General features: G+C 65.0%; 26 protein-coding genes. 21 read left to right on the forward strand and 5 right to left on the reverse strand.

Features of this window, described 5'->3' with window-relative positions:
* Positions 1–70: 70 nt before the first annotated feature.
* The 12 genes from HNQ95_RS15840 (at position 71) to HNQ95_RS15895 (ending at position 13,063) form a co-directional block, all read left to right on the forward strand.
* Complete coding sequence (locus tag HNQ95_RS15840; protein ID WP_312874162.1) at positions 71–1,108, forward strand: ABC transporter permease; 1,038 nt, start codon at positions 71–73, stop codon at positions 1,106–1,108.
* A complete protein-coding gene (locus HNQ95_RS15845) occupies positions 1,105–1,977 on the forward strand; it encodes an ABC transporter permease (RefSeq protein WP_067955573.1) in 873 nt (290 codons plus the stop codon). The genes HNQ95_RS15840 and HNQ95_RS15845 overlap by 4 nt, the downstream gene beginning before the upstream one ends.
* Positions 1,978–2,014: 37 nt before the next feature.
* Positions 2,015–3,691, forward strand: coding sequence for a serine hydrolase domain-containing protein (locus tag HNQ95_RS15850; RefSeq protein ID WP_182574499.1), 1,677 nt, complete (start codon positions 2,015–2,017; stop codon positions 3,689–3,691).
* An 8-nt stretch (positions 3,692–3,699) separates the two neighbouring features.
* Complete coding sequence (locus HNQ95_RS15855) at positions 3,700–4,791, forward strand: aminotransferase class I/II-fold pyridoxal phosphate-dependent enzyme (RefSeq protein WP_182574500.1); 1,092 nt, start codon at positions 3,700–3,702, stop codon at positions 4,789–4,791.
* 17 nt (positions 4,792–4,808) lie between these two features.
* Positions 4,809–5,606: a M55 family metallopeptidase gene (locus tag HNQ95_RS15860; RefSeq protein WP_067955565.1), complete on the forward strand. Its 798-nt coding sequence runs from the start codon at positions 4,809–4,811 to the stop codon at positions 5,604–5,606.
* Positions 5,607–5,978: 372 nt separating this feature from the next.
* Positions 5,979–6,284, forward strand: coding sequence for a hypothetical protein (locus HNQ95_RS15865; RefSeq protein WP_067955563.1), 306 nt, complete (start codon positions 5,979–5,981; stop codon positions 6,282–6,284).
* 74 nt (positions 6,285–6,358) lie between these two features.
* Positions 6,359–7,399, forward strand: coding sequence for an ABC transporter substrate-binding protein (locus tag HNQ95_RS15870; RefSeq protein WP_067955562.1), 1,041 nt, complete (start codon positions 6,359–6,361; stop codon positions 7,397–7,399).
* Positions 7,400–7,593: 194 nt separating this feature from the next.
* Positions 7,594–8,418 carry an ABC transporter permease gene (locus HNQ95_RS15875; RefSeq protein ID WP_067965855.1) on the forward strand — a complete coding sequence of 275 codons (825 nt, stop codon included), beginning with the start codon at positions 7,594–7,596 and terminating at the stop codon, positions 8,416–8,418.
* Positions 8,415–9,206, forward strand: a complete 792-nt coding sequence (locus HNQ95_RS15880) for an ABC transporter permease (protein ID WP_210283784.1) — start codon at positions 8,415–8,417, stop codon at positions 9,204–9,206. The genes HNQ95_RS15875 and HNQ95_RS15880 overlap by 4 nt, the downstream gene beginning before the upstream one ends.
* 6 nt (positions 9,207–9,212) lie before the next feature.
* Positions 9,213–10,274 (forward strand): ABC transporter ATP-binding protein, encoded by a 1,062-nt coding sequence (locus HNQ95_RS15885; RefSeq protein ID WP_182574501.1) that lies wholly within the window; start codon positions 9,213–9,215, stop codon positions 10,272–10,274.
* Between the two features lie 14 nt (positions 10,275–10,288).
* Positions 10,289–11,611 (forward strand): amidohydrolase family protein, encoded by a 1,323-nt coding sequence (locus tag HNQ95_RS15890; protein WP_182574502.1) that lies wholly within the window; start codon positions 10,289–10,291, stop codon positions 11,609–11,611.
* 42 nt (positions 11,612–11,653) lie between these two features.
* Entirely contained in the window at positions 11,654–13,063 is a 1,410-nt protein-coding gene (locus tag HNQ95_RS15895) for a M20/M25/M40 family metallo-hydrolase (protein WP_182574503.1), read from the forward strand.
* A gap of 162 nt (positions 13,064–13,225) precedes the next feature.
* Here HNQ95_RS15895 and HNQ95_RS15900 read toward each other — a convergent pair whose 3' ends face one another.
* The gene (locus tag HNQ95_RS15900) at positions 13,226–15,100 is read right to left on the reverse strand and encodes an adenine deaminase (RefSeq protein WP_182574504.1); all 1,875 of its coding nucleotides are present in this window, start codon (positions 15,098–15,100) and stop codon (positions 13,226–13,228) included.
* Between the two features lie 163 nt (positions 15,101–15,263).
* On the opposite strand from HNQ95_RS15900, the gene HNQ95_RS15905 reads away from it, so the two are divergent.
* A complete protein-coding gene (locus HNQ95_RS15905) occupies positions 15,264–16,187 on the forward strand; it encodes a nucleoside hydrolase (RefSeq protein ID WP_182574505.1) in 924 nt (307 codons plus the stop codon).
* Positions 16,188–16,445: 258 nt separating this feature from the next.
* Here HNQ95_RS15905 and HNQ95_RS15910 read toward each other — a convergent pair whose 3' ends face one another.
* The gene (locus HNQ95_RS15910) at positions 16,446–17,624 is read right to left on the reverse strand and encodes a M20 aminoacylase family protein (RefSeq protein WP_182574506.1); all 1,179 of its coding nucleotides are present in this window, start codon (positions 17,622–17,624) and stop codon (positions 16,446–16,448) included.
* A 90-nt stretch (positions 17,625–17,714) separates the two neighbouring features.
* On the opposite strand from HNQ95_RS15910, the gene HNQ95_RS15915 reads away from it, so the two are divergent.
* Positions 17,715–18,416, forward strand: a complete 702-nt coding sequence (locus tag HNQ95_RS15915; protein WP_182574507.1) for a phosphoribosyltransferase — start codon at positions 17,715–17,717, stop codon at positions 18,414–18,416.
* Positions 18,417–18,509: 93 nt separating this feature from the next.
* Here the strand turns inward: HNQ95_RS15915 and msrA are convergent, their stop codons facing one another.
* The gene (gene msrA / locus HNQ95_RS15920) at positions 18,510–19,250 is read right to left on the reverse strand and encodes a peptide-methionine (S)-S-oxide reductase MsrA (RefSeq protein WP_182574508.1); all 741 of its coding nucleotides are present in this window, start codon (positions 19,248–19,250) and stop codon (positions 18,510–18,512) included.
* An 86-nt stretch (positions 19,251–19,336) separates the two neighbouring features.
* On the opposite strand from msrA, the gene HNQ95_RS15925 reads away from it, so the two are divergent.
* From HNQ95_RS15925 to HNQ95_RS15955, 7 genes are read left to right on the forward strand one after another with little or no spacing between them, the layout of a single operon-like run.
* Positions 19,337–19,543 carry a hypothetical protein gene (locus HNQ95_RS15925; protein ID WP_182574509.1) on the forward strand — a complete coding sequence of 69 codons (207 nt, stop codon included), beginning with the start codon at positions 19,337–19,339 and terminating at the stop codon, positions 19,541–19,543.
* 22 nt (positions 19,544–19,565) lie between these two features.
* The gene (locus HNQ95_RS15930) at positions 19,566–19,982 is read left to right on the forward strand and encodes a Rid family hydrolase (protein ID WP_067955545.1); all 417 of its coding nucleotides are present in this window, start codon (positions 19,566–19,568) and stop codon (positions 19,980–19,982) included.
* A complete protein-coding gene (locus HNQ95_RS15935; RefSeq protein ID WP_154385222.1) occupies positions 19,979–21,199 on the forward strand; it encodes a pyridoxal phosphate-dependent aminotransferase in 1,221 nt (406 codons plus the stop codon). Before HNQ95_RS15930 ends, HNQ95_RS15935 begins: the two co-directional genes overlap by 4 nt.
* Positions 21,196–21,987, forward strand: coding sequence for an ABC transporter ATP-binding protein (locus tag HNQ95_RS15940; RefSeq protein ID WP_182574510.1), 792 nt, complete (start codon positions 21,196–21,198; stop codon positions 21,985–21,987). The genes HNQ95_RS15935 and HNQ95_RS15940 overlap by 4 nt, the downstream gene beginning before the upstream one ends.
* On the forward strand, positions 21,984–22,712 hold the full coding sequence (locus HNQ95_RS15945; RefSeq protein WP_067955541.1) for an ABC transporter ATP-binding protein: 729 nt from the start codon (positions 21,984–21,986) through the stop codon (positions 22,710–22,712). The genes HNQ95_RS15940 and HNQ95_RS15945 overlap by 4 nt, the downstream gene beginning before the upstream one ends.
* Entirely contained in the window at positions 22,709–23,611 is a 903-nt protein-coding gene (locus HNQ95_RS15950; RefSeq protein WP_154385220.1) for a branched-chain amino acid ABC transporter permease, read from the forward strand. Before HNQ95_RS15945 ends, HNQ95_RS15950 begins: the two co-directional genes overlap by 4 nt.
* Positions 23,612–23,618: 7 nt before the next feature.
* On the forward strand, positions 23,619–24,563 hold the full coding sequence (locus HNQ95_RS15955; RefSeq protein WP_154385219.1) for a branched-chain amino acid ABC transporter permease: 945 nt from the start codon (positions 23,619–23,621) through the stop codon (positions 24,561–24,563).
* A gap of 40 nt (positions 24,564–24,603) precedes the next feature.
* On the opposite strand, the gene HNQ95_RS15960 is transcribed toward HNQ95_RS15955, so the two are convergent.
* The gene (locus tag HNQ95_RS15960; RefSeq protein WP_067955535.1) at positions 24,604–25,302 is read right to left on the reverse strand and encodes a GntR family transcriptional regulator; all 699 of its coding nucleotides are present in this window, start codon (positions 25,300–25,302) and stop codon (positions 24,604–24,606) included.
* A gap of 106 nt (positions 25,303–25,408) precedes the next feature.
* Entirely contained in the window at positions 25,409–26,374 is a 966-nt protein-coding gene (locus HNQ95_RS15965; protein ID WP_154385218.1) for an ornithine cyclodeaminase family protein, read from the reverse strand.
* Between the last annotated feature and the right edge of the window lie 23 nt (positions 26,375–26,397).

Genomic DNA, 26,397 nt, shown 5'->3' on the forward strand with positions numbered 1-26,397 from the left:
CAAATACGCCGGGCGATCCCCTTCGCCCGGCGTATTGCTTGTTTTCCCCGAAACCGGAACCCGTGCACCCGTGCTGACCTACGCCCTCAGACGATTGATGATGCTGCCCATCGTCCTGTTCGCGCTGTCGTTGATGATCTTTGCGCTGCAGATGTCGCTATCGCCGACACAGCGCCTGGCGGCCTATGCGCCGTCGCCCGACTACCTCAAGGGTGGCCAGGAAAGCATCCGCCGGATGATCGAGCAGTACGGGTTGAACGATCCCTTCTACATCCAGTATGGCCGCTGGATCGGCGGCGTGCTGACCGGCAATCTCGGTTGGTCGGAAACGGCCCGCCAGCCGGTGTCGACGGCGCTGATGTCGCTGTTTCCGGCAACGCTGGAACTGGTGGTGCTGGCGTTCATTCCGTGCCTGCTGCTCGCGGTATTCCTGGGTTCCCGCGCCGGCATCCACCTCAACCGCTGGCCCGACCACGTCATCCGCATCTTCACCATCCTGGGCTGGTCGTTTCCGGTCTATGTCTTCGGCCTGCTGATGCTTCTGGTGTTCTACTCGGCGCTCGACTGGTTCCCGCCTGGCCGGCTCAGCCAGTGGGCACAAACGACCGTCAGCTCCGGCAATTTTGTCCGCTACACCGGCGCCAACACCGTCGATTCGATCCTGAACGGCAACTGGGCGATCTTCGTCGATTCGCTGCGCCACCTCGCAGCCCCTGTCATCACGCTGACCTATGTCAACGTTGCCTCGATGACGCGGGTGATGCGTACCTCGATGCTCGAGACGCTGCGTCAGGATTATGTCCGCACCGCCCGCGCCAAGGGCCTGCCGCGCCGCGTGGTCGAACTCAAGCACGCCCGGCGCAACGCGCTTTTGCCGGTGGCGACCATCGCCGGCATGGAGTTTGCCGTCATGATGGGCGGCGTCGTCATCACCGAGACCATCTTCGACTATGCCGGGCTCGGCCAGTTCGCCGCCAAGACCGCGGCCAATCTCGACTTCCCGGCGGTTCTCGGCTTCGGCCTCTATTTCGCGGTCGTCTTGGTGCTGATGAACCTGATCGTCGACCTGATCTATCCGCTGCTCGATCCGAGGGTGAAGACGCAATGAAGTTTCTTCGCTACCTCGCGCGCAATCCGGTGTCGCTGCTCGGCGTCGTGATCCTTCTGGCCTTCGTGCTGATTGCCATCTTTGCCCCGATGCTGGCGCCGCCGCAGAGCTTCCAGCTGTCGCCCTACGACACGCCGCGCGCCGGCTTTCTGGCGACGCCGATGCCGCCGTCGCGTGATGCGTTGTTCGGCACCACGCAAGGCCAGTACGACATCTTCTACGGCGTCGTGTGGGGCACCCGCACCGCCTTCAAGATCGGCCTCGGCGTCGTTGCCATCTCGGTGCTGATCGGCACGGTGATCGGTGCTGTCGCCGCCTATTATGGTGGGCTGGTCGAAGAGGTGCTGATGCGCATCGTCGACGTGTTCATGGCTGTGCCGTTCCTGATCGCCGCAATGGTGCTGACCGCACTGCTCGGCAAGGGCATCTGGCCGATCACCATCGCGCTGACAACCTTCGGCTGGATGAGCTACGCCCGCATCGTGCGCAGCGAGATCCTCAGAATCCGCGAGATGGACTACATCCACGCGGCGCGCGCCTATGGCGCCAGCGACCTCAGGCTGATCGTGCTGCACATCCTGCCCAATGCCATGTTCCCGGTGCTGGTGCTGGCGACCATGGCCACCGGCTCGATGGTGCTGTCGGCGTCCGCGCTCAGCTTCCTCGGTGTCGGCACCGAGGAAGGTTATGCCGACTGGGGCCAGTTCATCGCCTATTCGCGCAACTGGATCGTCGGCCAGCCCGGCAACCCGTTCCAGTTCTGGTACACGCTTGCCTTCCCAGGTGCTGCCGTCTTCCTGTTCGTGCTGTCGTGGAACCTTGTCGGCGACGCGTTGCGCGACATGCTCGACCCCCGCCATTCCCACTGAAATTTCCCCCATCTTTTCAGCTCAAGGAGCATTTGCCATGCCTTCCCTGTCCGCCGCATCGATCGAGCTGTTCGAGGACCTGATCCGCTACGAGGTCGAGGACAAGGCGATCCCGTCGATCTCCTATGCACTCGTCGACCACGACGGCGTGCTGGCCGAGGGTCACATCCAGCGGAGCGACCGCCATTTCGACATGCGCGAAGACACCTGCTTCCGCATCGGTTCGATCACCAAGACCTTCACCTCGCTGGCGATGATGCAGCTTGTCGAGAAGGGGCTCGTCGACATCGATGTCGACGTTTCGACCTACCTGCCCGGCTTCCATCCGATCAACCCGTTCGCCGGCGCCGAAGCTGGTCCGCATGGTTCGGTGATCAGCCTGCGCAAGCTGATGACGCACACCTCCGGTCTGGTGCGCGAGCCGAAGAGCGGCCACTATCTCGACGCCACCCGGCCGCCGCTCGCGGATACGGTCAATGAGCTCGCCAGCTCGACGCTGAAGCAGGATCCGAGCATCGGCATCATGCATTATTCGAATGCCGGCATCGCCGTGGTCGGGCGGGTCATCGAGGTGGTGACCGGCCAGAGCTATTCCGACTATGTCTCAGAAAACATCATGAAGCCGCTCGGCATGAACCAGTCGTCCTGCGGCATGGCTTCAGGCATCCGCGAACGCTTGGCGCCCGCCGACATGTGGACCCTGGACGGCGACACGCCGGCGCCGGTGTTCAGCCTCGGCGGCTCGCCTGCGGGCAACATCTTCTCCACGACCGGCGACATGGCGCGCTACGTCCAGTGCCTGCTGCGCGGCGGCTTCAATGCCGAGGGCAACTCGATCATCTCGCCGGCCTCGCTGCGCGAGATGTGGGCGCCATTCGGCAAACGCCCCGACAGCCTTGACAAGTCGATGGCCGGATATGGCCTGTGCTACGGCGCCGGCGAGGTCGACGGCTGGGAGTCGGTCGGCCATGGCGGGGCGGTCTATGGCTATGCCTCGCACATGCTGATCCTGCCAGGTGCCGGCATCGGCGTGCTGATGTTCGCGACGCTCGATTTCGCCAACCAGATCGCCTCACGCCTCGGCGTCGATGGTCTGCGCATAGCCCTTGCAGAGCGCAAGATGGGCAAGCCGTTGCAGCGCCTGCAGCGTCCGCCCGTCATCGCCGACGAGCAGTTCAGGACCCTGCCCGGCTATTACAGCGACGATGCCACGCAGGAGGTCGTCGAGGTCAAGGCGAAGGACGGCAAGCTCTATCTGATGGGCGACGGCGTGCCGCTGCAGATCCGGCCAGTATCAGGCAAGGACTTCGTCATCGACGGCCGCATCTATGGCCGCGGCGCCGGCTATGCGCACATGAACCTGTCCTTTCCCGAGCCGGGCAAGCTGGTCTGGAAGGATGCCAGCTGGACGCGCATCGAGGCGCCTGCCGACGAGACCGTGCCGGAGGAGATCGAGCCGCATCTCGGCGAGTACGGCCCGGACTTCAACATCACCTATCTCAGCTACAGCCATGGCGGGCTGAAATGCCTGATCGAGTATTTCTGCACCCACAGCTGCGAGCCGGTGGGCGAAGGGCGCTTCCGCATGCATGGCAAGCTTTATGAGGACGAAATCCTGGAGCTCGATGCCGTCGACGATCACGGCAGGCGCGGCATCCGCGTCGGGCCGATGTTTCTCGAGCGGCGCCCCTTGTCCCGGGCGGAGGCGGCCTGAGCAGCAGCATGACCGCACCTTTCAAGATGGAGTCGCCGATCGGCTCCCGCATGGTCATCGCCGGGCGCGAGGTCGACTATTACTGCGGCACCTCCTATTTCTGCCTGCACGGCCACCCCGAGGTGATCGAGGCGGCCTGCGCTGCTACCAGGCAGTATGGCATGGGTCCGGGCACGCTGGCTCACATGCAGGTCTATGCCGATTTGCAGGAGCGGCTGCGCCAGTGGTTCGGCACCGAGGAGGTCGTTTACATGATATCGGGCTACACCAGCCCGATGGTGCTGCTGCAGGGGCTGCGTGAGGATTTCGACCTCGTCTTCATCGATGCCGCGACGCATTACAGCACCCGCGACGCGATCCCGACGCTGGGCAAGCCAGTGCATGAGTTCCGCCATGGCGATGCCAATGACCTGGCAGCGCAGCTGGCGCTGCATGTCGGGGTCGGGCAGAGGCCGGCCGTGCTGACTGACGGGGTGTTTCCGTCCTCCGGCCGGTTGGCGCCGCTCAACGACCTCAGGCAGGCGATGGCACCTTACGACGGCGCGTTGCTGTGCATCGACGATTCCCACGGTGTCGGCGTGCTCGGCGAGACCGGGCGCGGGTCGCTGCAGCATGCCGGGCTCGAAGGCGAGGGCAACTTCCTCGCCGGCACGATGAGCAAGGCGTTTGGTGCGCTGGGCGGGGTCGTTCCCGGCGACGCGACCTTGGCCGAAAAGATCACCCGCAACGCGATGATCATGCGCGGCGCCTCACCCGCACCGCCCGGATTGGCTGCCGCCGCCGCAGCGTCGTTGCGGATCCTGCAGACGACGGACAGGCGTTCCAGGCTGTCCCGCAATGTCAGCCGGATGCGCAGCGGCCTGCGCGGCCTCGGCTTCGAGGTCGCCGACACGCCGGTGCCGATCGTCACCATCAAGGGCGTCACCGACCTCGAACTCCTGCGCGATCGTCTTGCCGAGCGCGACATCATCGTCAGGGTCCAGCAGCCGGGCGGCTATTCCGACGCGTCGGATGTGCCGAGCATGCGGCTGGCGGTGTTTTCCGAGCATTCCCCCGACCAGATCGACCGGCTGCTGCGGTCGATGGCTGAGCTTCTCTAGAACCGAGGATTACGATCATGAAGGTGTTCATCAGCGCCGACATCGAAGGCACCGCCGGCATTACCGTGTGGGACGAGGCCCGCAAGGGACATGCCGCCTACGAAGAATTCCGCGAATACATGACCGACGAACTGGTGGCGGCCTGCGAGGGCGCCAAGGCTGCCGGCGCGAAGGAAGTGCTGGTCAAGGACGCGCATTCCACCGGGCGCAACCTGATCCTGTCGAAGCTGCCGGCCTATGTCACGATCGTCAGGGATTGGAGCGGTCACCCGGATATGATGATGTTCGGCATCGACGACAGCTTTTCGGCGGCGCTTTACACCGGCTATCACAACAAGGCTGGCACCGACACCAATCCGCTGGCGCATACGCTGACCGGCACCGTATCGCGGCTCCTGATCAATGGCGAGGTGGCATCCGAATACACGCTCAATGCGCTTTGTGCGGCGCGTTATGGGGTGCCGTCGGTGTTCCTGTCAGGCGATGCCGGCATGTGCGCGGAAGCCAAGCTTCTGGTGCCGCGCATCGGCACGGTTGCGACGAGCGAGGGGTTTGGCCCGGCCACAAGATCGCTGACCCCAAAAGCCTCGGTCGCTGCGATCCGCGCCGGCGTCGAGGAAGCGCTGTCGCGCGACCTCAAATCCTGCCTGCCGAAACTCGCCGACAGCTTCGAGCTGGTGGTCGAATACACCAACCCGCACGAAGCCTATCGCGTCAGCTGGTATCCCGGCGTCGAGCATCCGGCGCCGCGTACATTGCGCTTCCGCGCCAGTGATTTCTTCGAGATCCAACGCGCCATTCGCTTCATCGTGTAGCGGAAACGCTTACGGCCGGCGGCGCCTGAACGGGTGCGCCAGTCGCTTCGCCCCGGCCTCCTCTGTTCGGCCCGGGGCGAGCGGCAAGCATCGCGCATTAGGCGCGAGCTTGTCCGACGCTCCGTCCGGAGGATTGGCGAGCATGCGGGCAACGATGCTCTTGCGGAGCCGGCGCCGGTCTTCGGCGTCGTGAGCGCGCGAAGGGCGATGGTCCAATGATGGAACGGACAATGGAAAGGGATCGTCCACGCACAGTCGGCGGTCAACATCACGGCGCTACCGACCAGCCTGAGCTCGGGATCTTCATCGAGCGCCGCCACCAGGCGACCGACCCGAGCCGGCTCGGAAATGGCGTTGGCGTCGAGTCTTACGATGATGTCGGTGGGTGGCGCCTCGATGCCGAGGTTGGCCATGGCGGCAGTGCTGATGATGGTCGGATGGATCGCCACGGATGCGGGTATCGCGACGGGCGGCTCTGTCGAACAGCTCCTTCCGGCCAGTAAGGTCGACGACGACGATGAATTCAAGATCACGATAATCCTGGGCGAGGATGCTGTCGCCCGCGGCAACGTTGAGTTGACCACCGAACATGGTCGGCAACGCCAGAAAAGCGCCTATCCGCCTCAGGATGCAGCAGATTTTGATGTGCGTTGCACAACATTTGGAGTTGCACCTTAGCTGTCACGAAAATAGGCTGAATTGTCCCTCCGTGCGCCCCCAGGTGCCAGGGCGTCAAACAACAGAGGCTTTCCATGACACGATTTCACACCCTCCTCGCGGCTGGCGTTGCCGGCCTCGCGACGACCCTCGTCGCTGCGCCGGCGTTCGCCCAGGGCAAGACCCTGACCATCTCCTGGTGGGGCTTCAACGGCGACAAGCTTGACGAGTACATCGTCAAGCCGTTCAAGGAGAAATGCGGTTGCGAGATCGTGTTCGAGACCGGCAACAACGCCGACCGTCTCAACAAGATCAAGATCCGCAATGGCGAGGGCGTCGACGTCGCCTACTTCACGGATGCCTACTCGCAGATCGGCATCAAGGAAGGCCTGTTCCAGCCGATCGACAAGTCCAAGGTGCCGAACCTTGAAGGTCTCTACGATCTTGCCAAGGCACCGCAGGGCGAATTCGGCCCGGCCTACACCATCGGCCGCGTCGGCGTGATCTACGACAGCGCCAAGGTCAAGGCGCCGATCACCTCGTGGAACGACCTCTGGAAGGAAGACTTCAAGGCCTCGCTGTCGCTGCCCGGTATCACCACCACCGCCGGCCCGATGGCCGTCATGGTGGCCGGCACCCACGCCGGCGTCGACGCCTTTGCCGATGCCGACGCCGCCTTCAAGGCTGTCGAGGCGCTGAAGCCGAACGTCGTCAAGAACTACAACACCGGCTCCGAGCTGGTGAACCTGTTCTCAACCGGTGAAATCTCGGCGGCTGTCGCGCAGGACTTCACGCTGGCCCAGATCCAGGCCGCCGTGCCCACCGCTGCATGGGCCAATCTCTCTGATGGCGCGATCGCAACGCTGAACACCATCAACATCCCGAAGGGCGCCGCCAATGTCGAGCTGGCGCATGAGTTCATCAACTTCGTGCTGTCGAAGGAAGTGCAGCAGAAGACCGCCGAGAACGGCGTCGATGCGCCCGTCGTCAAGGCCGTCGAGCTGACGCCCGAGCAGGCCAAGCTGTGGACCTACGGCGCCGACATGATCGCCTCGCTGAAGCAGGTCGACTACGAGAAGATGAACACGGCCAAGACCGAATGGGTCGACCGCTGGAATGAAGTGTTCGGCATGTAATTGCTTTCAGGGCGGGAAGGCATGGCTTTCCCGCCCGCCACTGTGTGACGGGGGCAACGCCCCGGACGTTTTCTTGCCGCTGTCACAGCCCTTGCGGCATTCTGCGCCTTTCGCGGCCGCCCGATGAGGGGTAGCACGCCGCAACAAGATCTCCCGGACGCCATCTGTCCGTGGAAACTGGAAGAGATTTCATGCTGAAACGCTTTGCCGGATGGTGGCTCGCAGGGCCGGCTACGCTGGCCGTATTGGTGTTCCTGATACTGCCGGTGGCCGCGACCATCGCCACGACCTTCGGCGAGGATGGCGGCATCTTTGCGCCCTACATCGCCTTCTTCAACAGCGGCTTCCGCCGCACCGTGCTCTGGCGCACCATCGAGATTTCGCTGGCGACCACAGCGATTTCGCTCGTCGTCGGCTTCCTCACCGCCTATGTCGTGTCGAAGTCGCCGGGCAAGCTGAAGAGCCTTTTGATCATCGCGGCCGTCTTCCCGCTGTTGACCGGTGTCGTCGTCCGCTCCTTCGCCTGGCTGATCATCCTCGGCAAGAATGGCATCCTGAACAATTTCCTGGTCGGCATCGGCGCGATCTCAGAGCCGCTGTCGATGCTCTACACGCAAGGGTCGGTCATCGTTGCGATGGTCTATCTTTTCGTGCCGCTGATGATCCTGACGCTTGTTGGCGTGCTGGAGAACATCCCCGACGACGTCGTCCAGGCCTCGTCATCGCTTGGCGCCACGCCGGCGGCGACCTTCCGGCAGGTCATCCTGCCGCTCGCCGTGCCCGGTCTGATCGTCGGCGCCGTTCTCGTCTTCACCGGCTCGTTCACTGCCTACGCCACGCCCCAGCTGCTCGGCGGCGAGCGCCAGATGGTGATGGGCACGCTGATGTACCAGCGTGCCATGGTGTCGTTCGACTGGGTCGGCGCTTCCACAATCGCGGCAATCATGGTGGTGATCACGGTCGCCGTCGTTCTTGCCATGAGCCGCGTTGCGCGGCGTCTCAACCCGATGGCGACATGATGACCAGCCGTATCAATCCCCTGCTCATCCTGTTCACCGTCCTGGTCTACATCTTCCTGATGGGGCCGCTGATCATCGTGCTTGGCGCCTCGGTCAGCGACACCACCTATCTGACCTTCCCGCCGCAAGGCCTGACTTTGCGCTGGTTCGAGAATATCTTCGAGATCAGCGCCTTCAAGCGCACCATCATCACCAGCCTCGAGCTCGCTTTCCTGGCGACGGGACTGGCGCTGTTGATCGGCATTCCGGCGGCCTATGCGCTCAACCGCTACCGCATCAAGTTGCCGTCCTGGCTGTCGACCGTCTTTGTGCTGCCGATCCTGGTGCCCGAGATCGTGCTCGGCTTCTCGTTGCTGAAATCGGTGGCGGTGGGCATGCAGACGCCGATCTTCCTGACGCTGCTCGTCGGCCACATGCTCTTGGTGCTGCCCTATTGCGTGCGTGTCGTTTCGGCGAGCCTCGCCTCGTTCGATTTCTCGATCGAGGAAGCCGCCGTCAGCCTCGGCAGCCCGCCGGTGAAGACCTTCTTCACCATCGTTTTGCCCAACGTCCGCTCTGGCGTGATCGCGGCCTTCATCCTGGCCTTCATCACCTCGATCAACGACGTGTCGACGTCGCTGTTCCTCACCGGACCAGGCGTCTCGACGCTGCCGATCCAGATCCTCGCCCATGTCGAGCAGTTCTTCGATCCGACGATCGCGTCGGTGTCGGTGCTGCTGATGCTGCTGACCGTGGCAGTCATGTCCATCGTCGAGCGCACGCTCGGCCTCACCTTCCTTGCGAAGTAGACCCATATGACCCAGGCACTTACAGTCCAGAATCTCACCGCCCACTACGGCGCCACCAAGGTGCTGGAGGACCTGTCGCTCTCGGTCGGCAAAGGCGAGCTCGTCTCGCTGCTCGGCGCCTCGGGCTGCGGCAAGACGACGACGCTGCGCCTCATCGCCGGCTTCCTCGAGCCGACCTCCGGCTCGATCCGCCTTGGCGACAAGGACCTGACCCGGCTGCCGGCCTACAAGCGTGACATCGGCCTGGTGTTCCAGAACTACGCGCTGTTCCCGCATCTCTCGGTGCTCGACAATGTCGGCTTCGGATTGAAGCAGCGCGGCGTGGCTCCAGGTGATCGCGAGAAGCGCGCCAGGGCAATGCTCGAACGCGTCGGCCTGTCGCAGCTCGCCGACCGCCTGCCGGGCGCGCTCTCCGGCGGCCAGAAGCAGCGCGTGGCGCTTGCGCGTGCACTCGTCATCGAGCCGCCGCTTTTGATGTTCGACGAGCCGCTGTCCAACCTCGATGCCAAGCTGCGTGTCGACATGCGCGTCGAGATCCGCCAGCTGCAGCGCGCCAATGGCACCACCTCGGTCTATGTCACCCACGACCAGGAAGAGGCGTTCTCGATCTCCGACCGCGTCGCCATCATGAATGCCGGCCGCATCATGCAGTTCGACACGCCCGAGACGCTGTACCAGCGCCCGGCCAACACGTTTGTCGCCCGCTTCGTCGGCTTCGAGAACCTGGTGCCGATGACGGTTTCCGCACGCGACGGCGCTGAAGTGACGGCCGTGACCGATGGCGGATCGCAGCTCAAGCTGTCGCAGGACCGTTTCGGCGCGATCCCAGACGTGTTCGTGCTGGCCGCACGCGCGGATGGCCTGGCCGTCTCGACGGACGCCAACGCCGAGGGCATTCCCGCAACGCTTGGCCTGCGCACCTATCTTGGTCGCGCCTACCAGTACCAGGCGGACACTGCTGCCGGCCAACTGATCGCCAACGGCTCGCTGTCGGCGCCGCTGGAACCGGGCGCGCTGGCCAAGCTGGTGCCGGTGCCCGACCAGTGCTGCGTGCTGAAACCGGAGTGACCCGAGGAGCGACCATGTCCATCCTCATCACCAACGCCACCGTCCTCCCCTGCACGGAGGACATGCCCGTCGTCGACAAGGGCTGGGTCCATGTCGAGGGCGAGGTCATCAAGGCCGTCGGCGTGGGCGAGGCCCCCGCAATTGTCGGCGCGGAAATTGTTGACGTCGGCGGCGATGTCGTCATGCCCGGCATGGTCAACCCGCATTGCCACATGGCGATGACGCTGTTCCGCGGCCTCGGCGAGGACGTCGACGACCGGCTCTACCGCTACATCCTGCCCTTGGAACGCAAGTTCGTGCGGCCCGAGGCAGTGCGTGCGGGAACGGCACTTGCCGCGCTCGAGCTGATCGAGGGTGGCGTCACCACAGTCGCCGACATGTATTACTTCGAGACCGAAGTCGCGCGGGTTGTGGCCAATGCCGGCATCCGCGGCGTGCTGGGCCAGACCATCGCCGACTTCGATCCGCCCGACCACAAGTCGGTCGACGAAGGTTTTGCTCTCACCGAACAACTCGTCGCCGAATTCGCCGGACATGATAGGGTCATCCCGTCGATTGCCCCGCATGCGCCCTATTCGACCGGCATGACGACGATGGAGCGCATCGCCCGCTGGGCGGACGACCATCCCGACGTGCCTGTGCAGATGCATCTGGCCGAGAGCGATGCCGAGATGGCGTGGGCTGAGAAAACCCACGGCATGCGACCGATCGAGGTCGTCGAGAAGGCGGGCCTGCTGCGCCGGGGCCTGATCTGCGCGCACTGCCTGCATGTCGATGAGACCGACATCGAGCGCATGGCGCATGCAAAAGTCTGCGTCGCCCACAATGCCCGCTCCAACGGCAAGGCCGGGCGCGGCATCGCACCCGTCGAGGCGATGCGAAAGGCCGGCATTCCGGTAGGGATTTCGACCGATGGCGCGATGAGCGGCAACACGCTCGACCTGTTCTCGCAGTTCGCGCCGGTGTCGATGTTCCAGAAATTGCTCGGCCACAGCCGCAAGCCGATGGCCTCGGTCGACGTCGTGCGCATGGCGACCCGTGATGGCGCCAAGGTGCTGGGCCTGGATGCAAAGGTCGGCTCGCTCGAGCCGGGCAAGCAGGCCGATCTCATCCGCGTCAGCCTGGCCTCGCCGCGTCAGCAGCCGGTCTATGACATCTATTCCACGCTGGTCTTCGCCACCCTGCCGACCGACGTGTGCGACGTCATGGTGGGCGGCGGCTGGCTGATGCGCGGCCGCGAGGTACTGAGCCTCGAACGCAAGAAGGTGCTGCGCGACGCGCTGCAGGTGGCGCACAGCTTCAAAGCCGAGATGGCCCGCATCGACGCTGCGGGCTGAGGTCCGGACGAGCGTCCGGGACGTACAGGGAAGGACAAAGCAATGAACCGATCAGAAGCCTCGACGCATCTCGACAAGGTGCTCGCCAATGTCGACGCCAATATCGACGCAAGCCTTGCGCGCCTGTTCGACCTGATCCGTATTCCATCTGTCTCGACCGATCCGGCGCATGCCCCGGACTGCAAGCGCGCCGCCGAATGGCTGAAGAAAGAACTCGGCGAACTCGGCTTTGACGCCTCGGTGCGTCCGACCGCGCGCCACCCGATGGTGGTCGGCCACGACCGCACGGGGCAGGGGCCGCATGTGCTGTTCTACGGCCATTACGACGTCCAGCCCGTCGATCCGCGTGGTCTGTGGCACTCCGACCCGTTCGAGCCGAAGCTCGTGCCGCAGCCCGATGGCGAGACCCACATCGTTGCCCGCGGCGCCTCCTACGACAAGAGCCAGCTCTTGACCTTCGTCGAGGCGTGCCGCGCCTGGAAGGCCGTCGCCGGCAGCCTGCCGATCCAGGTGTCGGTGCTGTTCGAGGGCGAGGAAGAGATCTCCAGCCCGAGCCTGCCGCCCTTTCTCGACACGACCGGTGCCGAACTCAAGGCTGATGTCGTGCTCGTCTGCGACACCGACATGTGGGACGCCGAGACGCCTGCGGTGACCACCATGCTGCGCGGCGTGCTGAAGGAGGAGATCGTCATCTCCTGCTCCAACCGCGACCTGCATTCGGGCATCTACGGCAACGCCGCGCGCAATCCCTTGCAGGTGCTGTCCGATATCGTCGCCAGCCTGCGCACGCCAGACGGCGGCGTGGCCGTCCAAGGTTTCTACGACGGCGTCACCGAACTGCCCGACGCCATCAAGGCGCAGTGGCAGCGCCTGCCTTTCGATGACAGGGGCTTTCTGGGCGATATCGGCCTCTCGATTCCCGCCGGCGAAAGCGGCCGCTCGGTGCTCGAGCAGGTCTGGGCACGCCCGAGCTGCGAAATCCACGGCATCATCGGCGGCTACACCGAAGAAGGCTTCAAGACGGTCATACCGGCCAAAGCGCAGTCCAAGATCTCCTTCCGCCTCGTCGCCGGCCAGGATCCGGAAAAGATCCGCGATGCCTTCCGTGCCCATGTCCGCGCCCGCATCCCGGCCGATTGTTCGGTCGAGTTCATCGACCACGGTGCGAGTGCCGCGACCGTCATGCCGATCGACGGCGCGTTTCTCACCAAGGCGCTCGGCGCGCTGACCGAAGAGTGGGAGCGCGAGGCGGCAGTGGCCGGCAGCGGCGGCTCGATCCCGATCGTCTCCGCCTTCAAGGAAAAGCTCGGCATGGATTCTTTGCTGATCGGCTTCGCCCGCTTCGACAACCGCATTCACAGCCCGAACGAGAAATACGACCTTTCGAGCTTCCGGAAAGGCATCCGGTCCTGGGCCCGCATCCTCGCGGCGTTTGCGCACGACAAGGGCTGAGGCTGCAGGTGGGGCGTCCTTCGACGCTCGCCCGCTGATGTTTCACCAGGTCCGGAGCGGCGGGCGATTGGCTTTTCCTCGCCCCCGCAAAGCGGGGGAGAGGTGGCACGGCGAAGCCGTGACGGAGAGGGGGGCGCCTCGAAGGACGCACCAAAGTCTCGCCTACCAAACCACCTTGTGGCTCTCACCCGTCTGCACGTTCACGAACCCCTCGGGCACCGCATCCGTCGGCGCCACAAGCACCCAGCGCCAAGGTGCGCAGGTCAGCGTGGCGAACTGCAGGCGCTCGGGGAAGCCGGGGAACCAGCGCGGCGAAAACGTTGGTTCATAGAGCCAGTCGATCTTGTTGGCTTCTGCATAAAGCGCCTCCATCTCGGCATCGAGCGCCTCGGCCGGGCGGTTGGTCATCAGGCCGCCGACCTCGTAATGCACGTCGGCGACGACCTTGCCTGATGTGACCAGCGCCCAGCCGCCCTGGTTCTGCGAGATGCGGTTGACCACCTCGGCCATGGCGGCATCGGACGAGCCGACGACCCAGATGTTGTGCTGGTCGTGCGCCACCGTGCAGCCAACGGCCGTGTCAGGCGTCTTCGGGCCACAGCCGAGCCAGAACATCTTGGCGACGCGGCCCTTGCCTGAATAGCGGTCGACGACGGCGAATTTGGTTATGTTGCGGTCGCTGTCGCGCTGTACGGCGCCATCGGCCACCGGAAGTTCCGTGGTGATGAAGTTGTCATCCCAGTGGAACGGACGCAGCAGTGCCGCCTGCATCGTCGCGCGGCCCGGCTCGGCAGCGACGGCGAAGTCTGCGGCGGTCAGCTTTCGGCCGACATTGACCGTCTTCGTCGCCCAGTCAGGCCAGTCGATGGCAGGCAGGTGGCCGGTGAAACGCTTGCCCTCGGACACCTGTTCGCCATCGGCCCAGACCTCCGCGATCGACACGGTCGCTGCCTTGTCGAGCAGCACCATGTCGGCGAAGCGCCCGGGGGCGATGGAGCCGACAAAGGGTGTCAGCCGCATGTGCCGCGCCGGGTTGATCGACACGCATTGGTAGGCGATCTCCGGCGATAGGCCGCTTTCGATGGCGAGGCGGACATTGTGGTCGGTCGCGCCCATCTTCAGCGTGTCGGAGGCGCTGCGGTCGTCTGTGGCGAAGGCCACCTGGCTCCAGTCGCGCAAGCCGCGTTCGAGCAGGCCCTTGATGATGTCGGGCATCGAATGCGGACGGACCTCGATGAAAATGCCGTGCCGGAGCTTGTCCCATGCCTCCTCGGGCGTCCACGCTTCGTGGTCGGAGGACAGGCCGGCGGCGGCGAACGCATTGATCGACGGCAGGTCGCGCAGGCCGGCGCCATGGCCCTCGACCACGCCGCGCTTCTCGAATGTCGCCTGGATCATGCCCCAGAGCCTGCCATAGGACGGGTTCTCGGGGTTCCAGACGGCCGGCCAGTCCATGACCTCGTCGAGGCCGGCGACCATCGTGCTCTCGCCGAGGAAGCCGATCTGCTCGGCATAGCCGAAATGGCCGCCGCCGCCTTCATAAGCCGTCGGCGGAACCGCCGAGCCGGGCAGCGGAAAGATCTTCATCGGCGAGCCGGCACGGCGCGCCGTCAGCCAGAATTCGAGATTGTTGGGGCCGTTGACGTTGGAAAATTCGTGGCTCGCCTCGCAGGTCCAGGTGTTGCCGCGCGGCATGACAAGGGCTGCCTCGTGCTCTGGCGTCAGGTGCGAGCTTTCGATGTGCTTGTGCACCTCGCCGAAGCCCGGCACCGCCGCAAGATGCGTGCGGTCGATGGTCTCGCGCGCCGTGCCCGGGAAGCTGCCGGCGGGGCCGACATAGGCGATGCGGCGGCCGCGGATCGCCACCTCGCAATCGTCCATCCAGGTGCCGGTGTGCACGTCGAGCACGCGGCCGAGCTGGACGAGGCGATCGGCTTCGCGCTTGCCGAGGGCAACAAGCACGAGGTCCTGCCTGATCAGGATTTCGTCGGCGGGATCGATGAGGAGGTCGGCGGGCAAAGGAGCTGTCTTGGTCATGGCCTCGCCTCTACTGCATCACCAGCGAAATCGGAACCCGTTTCCACTGTGCCAGCAGTGAGCGGTCGAGCGGTGCTGGGACAAGCATTTCGGCTTGATTCCCTTGATGCGATGATGTGAAGCCAGACGGACTTGATTTGAGACTGGAACGAAAGGTCGCGCCATGCAGCTGAAACCCACCCGCAAGGTGATCATCGACACCGATCCCGGCATCGACGATGCAGTGGCGATCCTGCTGGCGCTGAAGTCGGCCGAGTTCGACGTCATCGGAATCACGACGGTCGCCGGCAACATCGGCATTGCAACGACGACGCGCAATGCCGGCCGCATCCTCGCGCTTGAGGGCCGGGTCGACGTGCCTGTCATCGCCGGTGCCGCCGGGCCGCTGTCGCGCAAGTGTTTCGACACCGCCGACATTCACGGCAATGACGGCCTCGGCGGTGTGGCCTTCCCCGATGCGCTTTCACAGCCCGTGGCCGGCGACGCAGTCACCTGGTTGCGCGACACGCTCCGGGCCGCGGAAACCGGCAGCATCGACATCCTGGCGCTCGGCCCGCTGACCAACATCGCTCGCCTGGTTACCGAGTACCCGGAGGCCGCTGGCCGCATCGGCCGCGTCATCGCCATGGGTGGTGCGGTGCACGAGCCGGGCAATATCGGCCCGCGCGCCGAGTTCAACATCGCCGCCGATCCGGAGGCCGCCGAGATCGTCTTTGGCGCCGGGCTCGACATGACGCTGATCCCGCTCGACGTTACCCGCAAGGTCCGCGCCACGCGCGACGACACGGCCATGCTGCAGGCATCCGATGTACCGGCGGCTGTCGCTTCGGGTGCGCTGATCGACGCCTATTTCCAGTCGACCACTGGCGGCGAAAGCCGGCCGCTGCACGACCCCTGCGTGATGCTGCTGGCGCTGGACGAAGAGTTGTTTGGCTGCGAGACGCTGAAGCTGGCGGTCGACACCGGCACGACTCGCGATGCGGGCGCGCTGACGGTTTCAGAAGATGGGGCTGCGGTTTCGGTGGCATTGAAGGTCGAGAGCGCTGCGGTGCTGAAGCTGCTCTATGCCAGGCTGAAGGCGGAGTAGCGCTTCGTAGCAGAAGGGAAGGCCCCATCTCTGTCACGGGTCTGCCGTGCCATCTCTCCCCCACTTCGTGGGGGTGAGGAACCCAAGTTCTGAGGTCCGGATATCGTTGCTGCAGCAAAGCTTGGTTCATTCTGGGTGAACCTATGTGTTCAGGGCATCGCTGGCGATTAGCATTTCCTCGCCCCACGAAGTGGGGAGAGGTGGCACGGCGAAGCCGTGACGGAGAGGGGGCTTTCAGCGCGCGCTGACGACCAACAATTACGCCGCCAGCTCCTGCTCGACCAGCGTCGTCCAGAACTTCACGCCGCTCGCCAGTGCGTCGTCGTTGAAGTCGTAGTGGCTGTTGTGGTGCAGGGCGCCGTCGACGGCGGGGCCGTTGCCGAGCCAGACATAGGCGCCGGGCACTTCCTGGCTGAACATGGCGAAGTCGTCGCCGGCGGTCGATGGCGGAAACTCGGTCATCACCTTGTCGATGCCCAAGGCCGCCTGGGCCGCAGCCAGCGCGCGGCGTGTCGCGTCCCTGTCGTTCACCACGGGTGGCATCTGGCGGAAGTAGCGATACTCTGCCTCGATGCCGTAGAGCTTCGCCGAGCCCTCGGCCAGCGCGCCGATCTCTTTTTCCAGCTGGTCGCGCACGGCGGCCGAATAGGCGCGCGAGGTGCCGCCGATCTTGACCAGATCGGGGATGACGTTGAGCGCCTCGAAGCTGCCCGCTTCCATGGCGCAGGCGCTGACCACCGCCGGCTGGAGGGGATCGACGCGGCGTGCGACGATGGTGTGGAGTGCTGTCAGGAACTGGCCGGCTGCCGTCATCGCGTCGCGGCCGAGATGCGGCTTGGCGCCATGGGTGCCGATGCCCTTGAAGGTGACGGTCCAGCGGTCGGACGAGGCGAGCTGCGGCCCTGAAACAACCGCCATGCTATCGGTGGCGATGCCGGGCATGTTGTGCAGACCGTAGACGGCATCGACCGGAAACTGCTTGAAGAAACCGTCCTCGATCATCGCCCTGGCGCCGCCACGACCTTCCTCGGCCGGCTGGAAGATGAAATGCACAGTGCCGGAAAAGCTCTTGCGACGGGCGAGTTCGCGGGCGGCACCCAAAAGCATGACGGTATGGCCGTCATGGCCGCAGGCGTGCATCTTGCCTGACACGGTCGACTTGTAGGCCCGGTCTTCGGCCATCTCGGGCATGGCGAGCGCGTCCATGTCGGCGCGCAACGCGATGCGCCGCGAGCCGTCGCCGAGCTTCAGCGTGCCGACGACGCCGGTCTTGCCGAGCCCGGTCTGCACCGAGATGCCGGCCTCGGCCAGCATCTTCTGCACGATGCCTGATGTGCGTAGTTCCTCGAAGCCCAGCTCGGGATGGGCGTGGATGTCGCGGCGCAGCGCCGTCAGCAGCTCGATTTCGCCCTTGTCGTGCCCGGCCGTCGATGTCATCACGCAAACTCCGTTCGGCCCGGTTCTGCAATCTAAGGCGCCCAGGGCCATCGGCGCCGCATGTCCCCTTCTGCAACAGAAAGGCCCGTTGTGCCACTCGCTCCGCATCAATTCTGGCAGACAGTTTATCCCGCGGACACGTTCGACGCTGCACCGGCGGACGGCTTCCACGACCTCTATCCGGCATCGCTGCCCGACGGACGTCAGATCGCGCTGCCCGTCCGCGTCCTGCCGGGCGACGGTAGCCAGGCAGTGGCCTCGATGATCGTCAACCAGGCGAGCTTCGCCGTCGAGGATGCGCTGTCGGATGCCATGGCGGCCCATGCCCGGGTCTACGCGCCCGAGGTCGTCATCGGCGTGCCGACGCTCGGCCTGCCTTTGGCCAATGGCGTTGCCCGGCGTCTCGGGCATGACAGGATGGTGGCGCTCGGGACGTCGCGAAAGTTCTGGTACAGCGAGGACCTTTCCGAGCCGATGAGCTCGATCACCAGTCCGGAGCACGCCAAGCGGCTTTATCTCGACCCGCGCATGCTGCCGCTGCTCGAGGGACGGCGAGTGCTGGTCGTCGACGATGTGATAAGTTCCGGCACCTCGATGCTGGCGGTGCTGAAGCTGCTGGCCAAGGCGAACATCCGGCCGGTCGCGGCCATTTTTGCCATGCTGCAGGGCGATGTCTGGCGCCGGGCGATCACCGAGCTCGATGCCAGCTACATCGCCCATATCCACGGCGCCATTACCTCGCCGCGCCTCAGCCGCAGCTCCGGTGGCGGCTGGTTCCCGAAGCAGGACTAGGCTTCACCCACGCGGTTGTTCCAGGCGCCTGCTTGCGACGTTCCGGTCGGGCACATCGCGCCAAGATGCTGCCTGCTGGAACGCCCATTGTTATCAGTTGGATGCCTTGGCCTCCGAGACCAGCACCGGGTCATTGCGGTAGCGATCCGGGAACAGGCGCTTGAGGTTCTCGATCTTCGGCAGGTCGTTGTAGACGATGTAGGGGTAGGTCGGGTTCAAGGTCAGGAAGTCCTGATGATAGTCCTCGGCCTTGTAGAAGGCGCGTCCGGGTTCGATCGTCGTCGCGATCGCCGCGTCGAAGACCTTGGCCTTGTCGAGCTGTGCGACATAGGCCTTGGCAACTCTCGCCTGTTCGGCATCGGTCGGGAAGATGGTCGAGCGGTATTGGGTGCCGGTATCTGGACCCTGGCGGTTGAGCTGGGTCGGGTCATGCGCGACCGAGAAATAGACCTGCAGGATCCGACCATAGCTGATCTTGCTCGGATCGAAGGTGACCTTGACCGCCTCGGCGTGGCCGGTCGCGCCGCTGCCGACGACGTTGTATTGCGCCGTCTGCTTGTCGCCGCCGGCATAGCCTGACACGGCGTTGGTGACGCCCTCGACGTGCTGGAACACACCTTGCACGCCCCAGAAGCAGCCGCCTGCGAGTACCGCCACCTCCGAATTGCCTTGCGCAGTCGCGTCGATCGCCGGCGGCGGAATCTTTATCCCCTCCTGCGCCACGCCAGGGGTCGTCAGAGCCCAGGCGCCAAATACGGCAGCCGCGACCGAAAGCCAGAATGCCGGGCGACAGCTGGCAACGGTCCGTCTTGCCGCAACGAGTTTCCTTGTCATCGAACTACTCCCGTTTGTCGTTCCTGGGCCATGCCGCTTGCGGGACGCCCGGGGACCTGTTCGGCCCGCCAGTAGAGGATACGGAGATGGAGGTGGCTTTGTTACGCGATATCGCCGTGGGTCACGCGCATTTGACTGCTGCGCCGGTCAGGCCGGCGGTCGCGAGCCGGTGTCCGGGGCTACCGACCGTTTCCCTGCAGCGTCCGTTCATCAAGGCAAAACGCCGACACCAATCCGAGGCGGTTGATCTCACCGCGAACTTACGTTATCACGATGATGGTTTGATCAAATGAGCGCGAAAGGCAGAGGCGACCAATGACCCGAAAAGCGATCTATTCAGGTTCTCCCTTCGAGGAACTGGCTGGCTACTCACGAGCCGTGGTCGATGGCGACTGGATTTTCGTTTCGGGTACGGCGGGATACGATCCCGAGATCGGCGGCTTCGACCCGGACGCGGCGGTGCAGACGCGCCGCGCGCTCGACATCATCGCCGCCGCCCTGGCCGAGGCGGACTCCAGCATGCGCGACATAGTGTCGGTGCGCGTCAATCTTGCCAGCCGCGACGACGTCAATGCCGTCTCGCGCCTGCTCGGCCAGACCTTCTCCGATCCGCGCCCGACCAACACCACCGTCATCGTCGGTTTCGCCGTCGAGGAGATCAAGGTCGAGCTCGAGGTCATCGCGCGGCGTCAGGCCGACACCGCTGCAGATGTTGCCAAGGTGGGACAATGAGGCGGGTCGCGCGGCGTATCTCCGGGACGCCACAGAAATCATTCGGCATGTACCAGAAGGCTGCGGCACTCGCCGGCAGCGGGCGCGACCTCATCCATCTCGAACTCGGCCGCCCGGCGGCCGACACGCCCGAACACATCAAGCAGGCGACGATCGCGGCGATCCTGGCCGGCGACGTCCACTACAGCGACCTCAAAGGCACCGCGAGCTTTCGTGAGGCGCTCGCCGAAAAGCTGCGCAACCAGAACGGCATGGATGTGAGCGCAGCCGACATCCTGGTCACCAATGGCCTGACGCATGCCTCGTTCGCGGCGTTCCTTGCCTTGCTCGATCCGGGCGACGAAGCGATCCTGCTCGACCCATTCTATCCCCAGCACATCGGCAAGATCGAACTGGCCGGCGCCAGACCGGTGTTCGTGACGCTGGATGCAGCCGACGACTTCGCCCTCAGGCCCGAGCTGATCGAGGCCGCCATCACCGAGCGCACCCGGATGATCGTGCTGGTCAATCCGGTCAACCCGACCGGCCGCGTCTACTCGCGCACCGAGCTCGAGGGCCTCGCCGAACTGGCGATCCGGCGCGACCTGCTCGTCGTCTCCGACGAGGTCTACGAAGACATGGTCTATGATGGCCGCGAGCATGTCAGCATCGCGGCACTGCCCGGCATGGCCGAGCGCACCATCACCGCTTTTGCATTCACCAAATCCTTTGCCATGGATGGGTGGCGTCTCGGCTACATGGCAGCCCCTTCCTGGGCGATGCCCGGGCTGCTGAAGATCACCGCCAACGACGCCACCCACGTCAATACATTTATCCAGGCCGGTGGTCGTGCCGCGATCACCGGCCCTTCCGCAGTGCTTGCCGAACTGGTCGACCACGACCGCCAAAAGCGCGATCTCGTCGTTCGCCGCCTGAACCAGATGCCGGGTGTGAAGTGCCCGTCGCCGCAAGGCGCCATCTACGCCTTCCCCGACATCTCGGCCTTCGGCATCCCGTCGCAGGCGCTGGCGGAGAGGATCCTCGACGAGGCGGATGTGGTCGTCGAGGCCGGCAGCTTCTATGGTCGGTCGGGCGAAGGCCATCTTCGCGTCTGCTTCGGCTCCGAAAGCCTCGAGCGGCTGGACGAAGGCATGGATCGGCTGTCCAGGTTCTTCAACAATCTATGGGACGGCCGCGATGGCGCGCCGGCCAGCGGCGAAAGGCGGGGCAGCGCATGACACAGACCGGCGATGTCATCCTGCAGACCCGGGGCCTCTCGAGGAGCTTCGGCGCGCTCAAGGCCGTGGACGGTGTCGACATTTCGGTCAAGGCGGGCCAGATCACCGGCCTGATCGGTCCCAACGGCGCCGGCAAGAGCACGTTGTTCGGCCTCATTGCCGGCGAAGTCCAGCCGAGCGCCGGCGAGGTGATCTTCGACGGCAAGCCCATTTCGGGCCTCAGGCCCGATAGGATCTTCCGCGCCGGCCTGGCGCGGACCTTCCAGATCCCGCGGCCGTTTCCCCAGATGTCGGTACTCGAGAACGTCATGCTGTCGGCCACCGCTCAGTCGGGCGAGACATTCTGGAACAACTGGTTCCGCAGCGGCCTTGTCGCCGCCGAGGAGCGCCGCTCCCGCGAACGGGCGATGGAGGTGCTCGCCTTCACCGGCCTCGCCGACAAGGCGCGCGACCTCGCCGGGGTGCTTTCGGGCGGCCAGCAAAAATTGCTCGAACTTGCCCGCGTCATGATGGTCGATCCGCCGCTCATCCTGCTCGACGAGCCGACGGCCGGCGTCAACCCGACGCTCATCGAGACGCTGATCGACAAGATCGTGGCGCTGAACGAACGTGGCGTCGCCTTCCTCATTGTCGAGCACAACATGGACATGGTGATGCGCATCTGCCGCCACATCGTGGTGATGGCGCAGGGCCGGGTGATCTTCGAAGGTGACCCGGCCGGCGTGATGAAGGAGCAGCGCGTCGTCGACGCCTATCTCGGTGACGTCAGTGTGGGAGAACTGGCATGAGCGCACCCGTCTGCGAGGCGCGCAACCTGCGCGCCAGCTATATCCCCGGCATGCCGATCGTCTTCGACATCTCGGTCATCGTCGATGCCGGCGAACTGGTCACGCTGATCGGCCCGAACGGGGCCGGCAAGTCGACTTTCCTCAAGGCGTTGGCCGGCCTGGTGCTGGTCGAGGGCGGCGAGGTCAGGCTCGGCGGCCAGCGCATTTCCGGGCTGCCGACGCATGAGATCATCGCCGCGGGCGTCGGTTTCGTGCCGCAGACCAGCAACGTCTTTTCGTCGCTGTCGATCGAGGACAATCTGATCAGCGGCGGCCACACCTTGCCGCGTTCGCTGTTGCGCGAACGCGTGCAACGGGCCTTCGAGCATTTTCCTGCTCTGGCGGATCGCCGCCGCGCCGCTGCCAACGTGCTGTCGGGCGGCCAGCGCCAGATGCTCGCGGTGGCACGCGCGCTGATGACCGACCCGCGCGTCATCATGCTCGACGAGCCCACGGCTGGCCTGGCGCCCAAGATCGTGCACGAGGTGCTCGACGACCTGCGCCGCCTCGCCAAGAGCGGGGTCGCGGTGCTGATGGTGGAGCAGAATGCCAAGGCAGCCCTTCGGGTTTCCGACCGCGCCTATGTCCTGGTCGAGGGCCGCAACCACATGACGGGAACGGCGGCCGACCTGCTCGACAACGACGCCATTGCCGAAGCATTCCTGGGCTTCCGGAGGAAATCATGATCGGACAAGCCATCGCCGACGGTCTCTTGACCGGCGGTATCCTCGCGCTCGGGGCAATCGGCTATTCGCTGTGCGCGCACATGCTGAAATTCGCCAACTTCGCCCATGCCGAAATGCTGACCTGGGGCGCCTACATGGCGCTTGCCGTCGTCACCGTCCTGCCCGCCGGTCAAGCCATCGGCCCGTTTTCCTTCGGCTGGCCGCTGCTCGTGGCAATCGTCGTCTCCTGCATCGGCACCGGGCTGATCGCCATCGCCGCCGACACGCTGGTGTTTTCCAGGCTCAGAAAGCGCCGCGCAAGCAGCCTGACATTGGTCTTCGCCAGCTTCGGCATCGCGCTGATCCTGCGCAATCTGGTGCTCTTCGTCTGGGGTGCCGACGCCCACTATTATGGCCAGGAGCTGCAGATCTCGCTGGAGATCCTGCCCAACGTCAGGATGATGCCCGACCAGGTGCTCGTCCTGGCGCTGACCGTGGCGCTGGTCGTGGCACTGCACCTGTTCCTGAAACACAGCCGCATCGGCGTCGCCATGCGATCGATGGCCGAGAACCCGGCATTGTCGCAGGTCTGCGGCATTGACATTGCCAAGGTGGTCCGCTGGACCTGGATGCTGAGCGGCGCCCTTGCCGCAATAGCCGGCGTATTTGCTGGCCTGACCGTGCAGATCCGTCCGGAGATGGGCTTCAACATGCTTCTGGCGCTGTTCACGGCGGCGATCCTCGGCGGTACCGGCAGCCTGTTTGGCGCGGTCGCCGGCGGCCTGATCGTCGGCCTCACCGAAAGCCTGTCGGCGCTGGTCATTCCGACCGGCTACAAGGCGGCGGTGCCCTTCGGCCTGCTGCTCATCATCCTCTATCTCAGGCCGCAGGGCCTGTTCTCCAGGTCGGCACGCGTGTGAGGCTCAGATGATTGGATTTGTTTCGTATCTCGTATTCTTCCTCACCGTTGCGCTGATACTCGGCATCGCGACGCTTGGGCTCAACTTGCAATGGGGCGGCACCGGCCTGTTCAACGCTGGTATCGTCGGCTTCTACGCCATCGGCGCCTACACCTTTGCGATCCTGACGGCACCACCGCGGCCGGAACTGCTTGGCAATTTCGAACTGCCCTGGATCGTCGGCGTGGTCGGCGCGATGGCGGCCGCAGCACTTGCGGCGCTCATCACCGGACTGGCAACGGTCCGGCTGCGCGGCGACTACCTCGCTGTCGCCACCTTCGGCATCGCCGTCACCATCCAGCTCGTCGCCACCAACTTCGAGGCACTGACCGGCGGCACGATGGGCATCGCCTCGATCCCCAACCCGTTCCGCGGCCTGTTTGCCACGCCGCTGGCCAACAATCTCGGCTACCTCGCCGTCATCGTTGCGATCCTTGCCGTCGCCTATGTCGCGCTTGAGCGCATCGCGCGATCGCCATGGGGACGCGTGCTCAAGGCAATTCGCGAGGACGAGGTCGCGGCCGAGACGCTGGGCAAGAACACCCGCAGCTTCCGCCTGCAGGCATTCGTCATCGGCTCGACGCTGATGGGCCTTGCAGGCGCGCTCTATGCCAGCTTCATCGGCTTCGTCAGCCCGTTCGACTTCCTGCCGATCCTGACCTTCCAGATCTGGGCGATGCTGATCATCGGCGGCAGCGGCAACAATCGCGGCGCCATCCTCGGCGCGATCGTCGTCTGGGGCATCTGGAGCGTCATTGGTGCTGTGGCGTCGAAGATGTTGCCGGTGCAGCTCCAGATCTATGGCGGTGCCGCCCAGGCGATGATCATCGGCCTGGCGCTGGTGCTGGTGCTGCTGCTGCGCCCACGCGGCCTGATCGGCGAGCAACCGGTCACCTCGCGCCACGCCGTCTGAGCGGCCTGACAGCAAGGGCCGGCGCCGGCGCGCCGGCCCGTCAGTTCGTCTCGACAGTTTCCTTGCACAGGCGGCGCAGCAACGCCTGCGTCGTCTCGATGTCGCCCTTGATCGCCTTGGCGGCGCCACGCGCGTCACCGGCATCCATCGCCTCGATCAGGTCGCGATGGTGCGAGCTCGGCTGGTACTTGCCGGAGATCAACACCGGCTCGATATGGCCGGACAACATGCGCATGTAGGGGCCGAAGCGCAGCCACAGGCTCTGGATGAACTGGATGATGACGGGCGAGCCGCAGCACTCGTAGATGGCGAAATGCAGCTCCTGGTTCCGGACCATCATGTCCTCGAGGTTGCGGTCGTTGGCGGCCGCCTCATGCTCTTCGACGAGATGCCGGAAGGTCTTGCGGTCGGCGGGCGTCGAACGCTCGGTGGCGAGCTTGGTCGCCAGCGTTTCCAGTGCGATGCGCGTCAGGCACAGATCGTCCAGGGCGGCCAGGCTGACGGTGGGAACCTGCGCCGAGCCGGTGGTCAGCACCACAAGCGCGTTTTCCGCGATCAGGCGACGCAGCGCCTCGCGCACCGGCATGTGGCTGGTCTTGAACGTGTCCGACAGCATGGCGATGGTCAGTGTCTGGCCGGGGTCGAAATGGCCCGACATCAGCGCCTTGCGCAGCTGGCGATAGATACCGTCCTGAATCGTCGAGCGCGACGACACGGGCTCCAGGAAATCGACGCTCATCCAGCATCCTTTTTTGATCAAACGATGAATTCGTACATAGCATAGAAATCGCGCCGTACGGTATCAAGCCGGCACGGCGCGCATGAACTGTTTGCCCGCGATGGCTCTACCAGTCGATCCTTTGGCCGAGGCCCCTGTCGGTCGCGTTCTTCACGGCGCGGATGGCCGCCGCTGCATCCTCCACGGCAATGCCGAGCGACTTGAACACCGTAAGCTCCCGCGGTGAAGACCGCCCCGGATGCAATCCGGCAAGCACCTCGCCGAGCTCGGCACGGGCATGGTCGGGACCGATCACGCCGCGCTCGAGCGGCTGCAGCAGCTCGCCGCACTCGACGGCGGCCTGGCTGCGCGAATCGACGAAGAAGGCGGAAGTGGCGACGATGTCGTCGCCAAGCTCGCGGGCCGCTCGGTTGCTCGAGCCGACGGCATTGATGTGGCAGCCCGGCTTCAGCCAGCCGAGCTCGACGATAGGTTCCTTCGAGCCGGTCAAGGTGCAGACGACGTCGGCATCTGCGACCGCGGCCTGCGCGCTGTCGGCCACCGCGCCGCCGCTCTTGCGGGCAAGTTCCACGAGCTTGTCGCGCGAGCGGCCCCAGAGCACGAAGGCTGCGTCCGGTATGACATGGCGCAGTGCCTCGATATGCGTCTCGGCCTGCGTGCCGGTTCCGAGGATGGCAACCGTCCTGGCGCCGGGCCGGGCCAGGGTCGCGGTTGCCACGGCAGAGGTCGCGGCGGTGCGCCGGGCGGTGATTTCGGTGGCGTCGAGCACGGCGCGCAACTGGCCGGTTTCGCCGTCATTGAGCAGCACGGCGCCCTGGTGGTTGTCGAGGCCACGCGCCGCATTGTCGTGAGCGACCAGCACATCCTTCAGGCACCAGAGCTTCTCGCCGCCTGCTTGCGAGAATGTCGGCATCAGCCCCATCAGCACCTCGCCGGGGCCGGCATTGAGCTGCTGGCGCGGAAACAGCCGGTAGCTTCCGGTGGCAAAGTCCGACAACGCTGTACGCATCGCATCGATGCAGTCGGCCATGGGCAAGGCGGCGGCGACAGCCTGCCGGTTGAGGATCAGCATCGAAACGGCTCCTTTGCGAGGCC

It is taken from the genome of Aminobacter ciceronei (assembly GCF_014138625.1).
Classification (GTDB): domain Bacteria; phylum Pseudomonadota; class Alphaproteobacteria; order Rhizobiales; family Rhizobiaceae; genus Aminobacter; species Aminobacter ciceronei.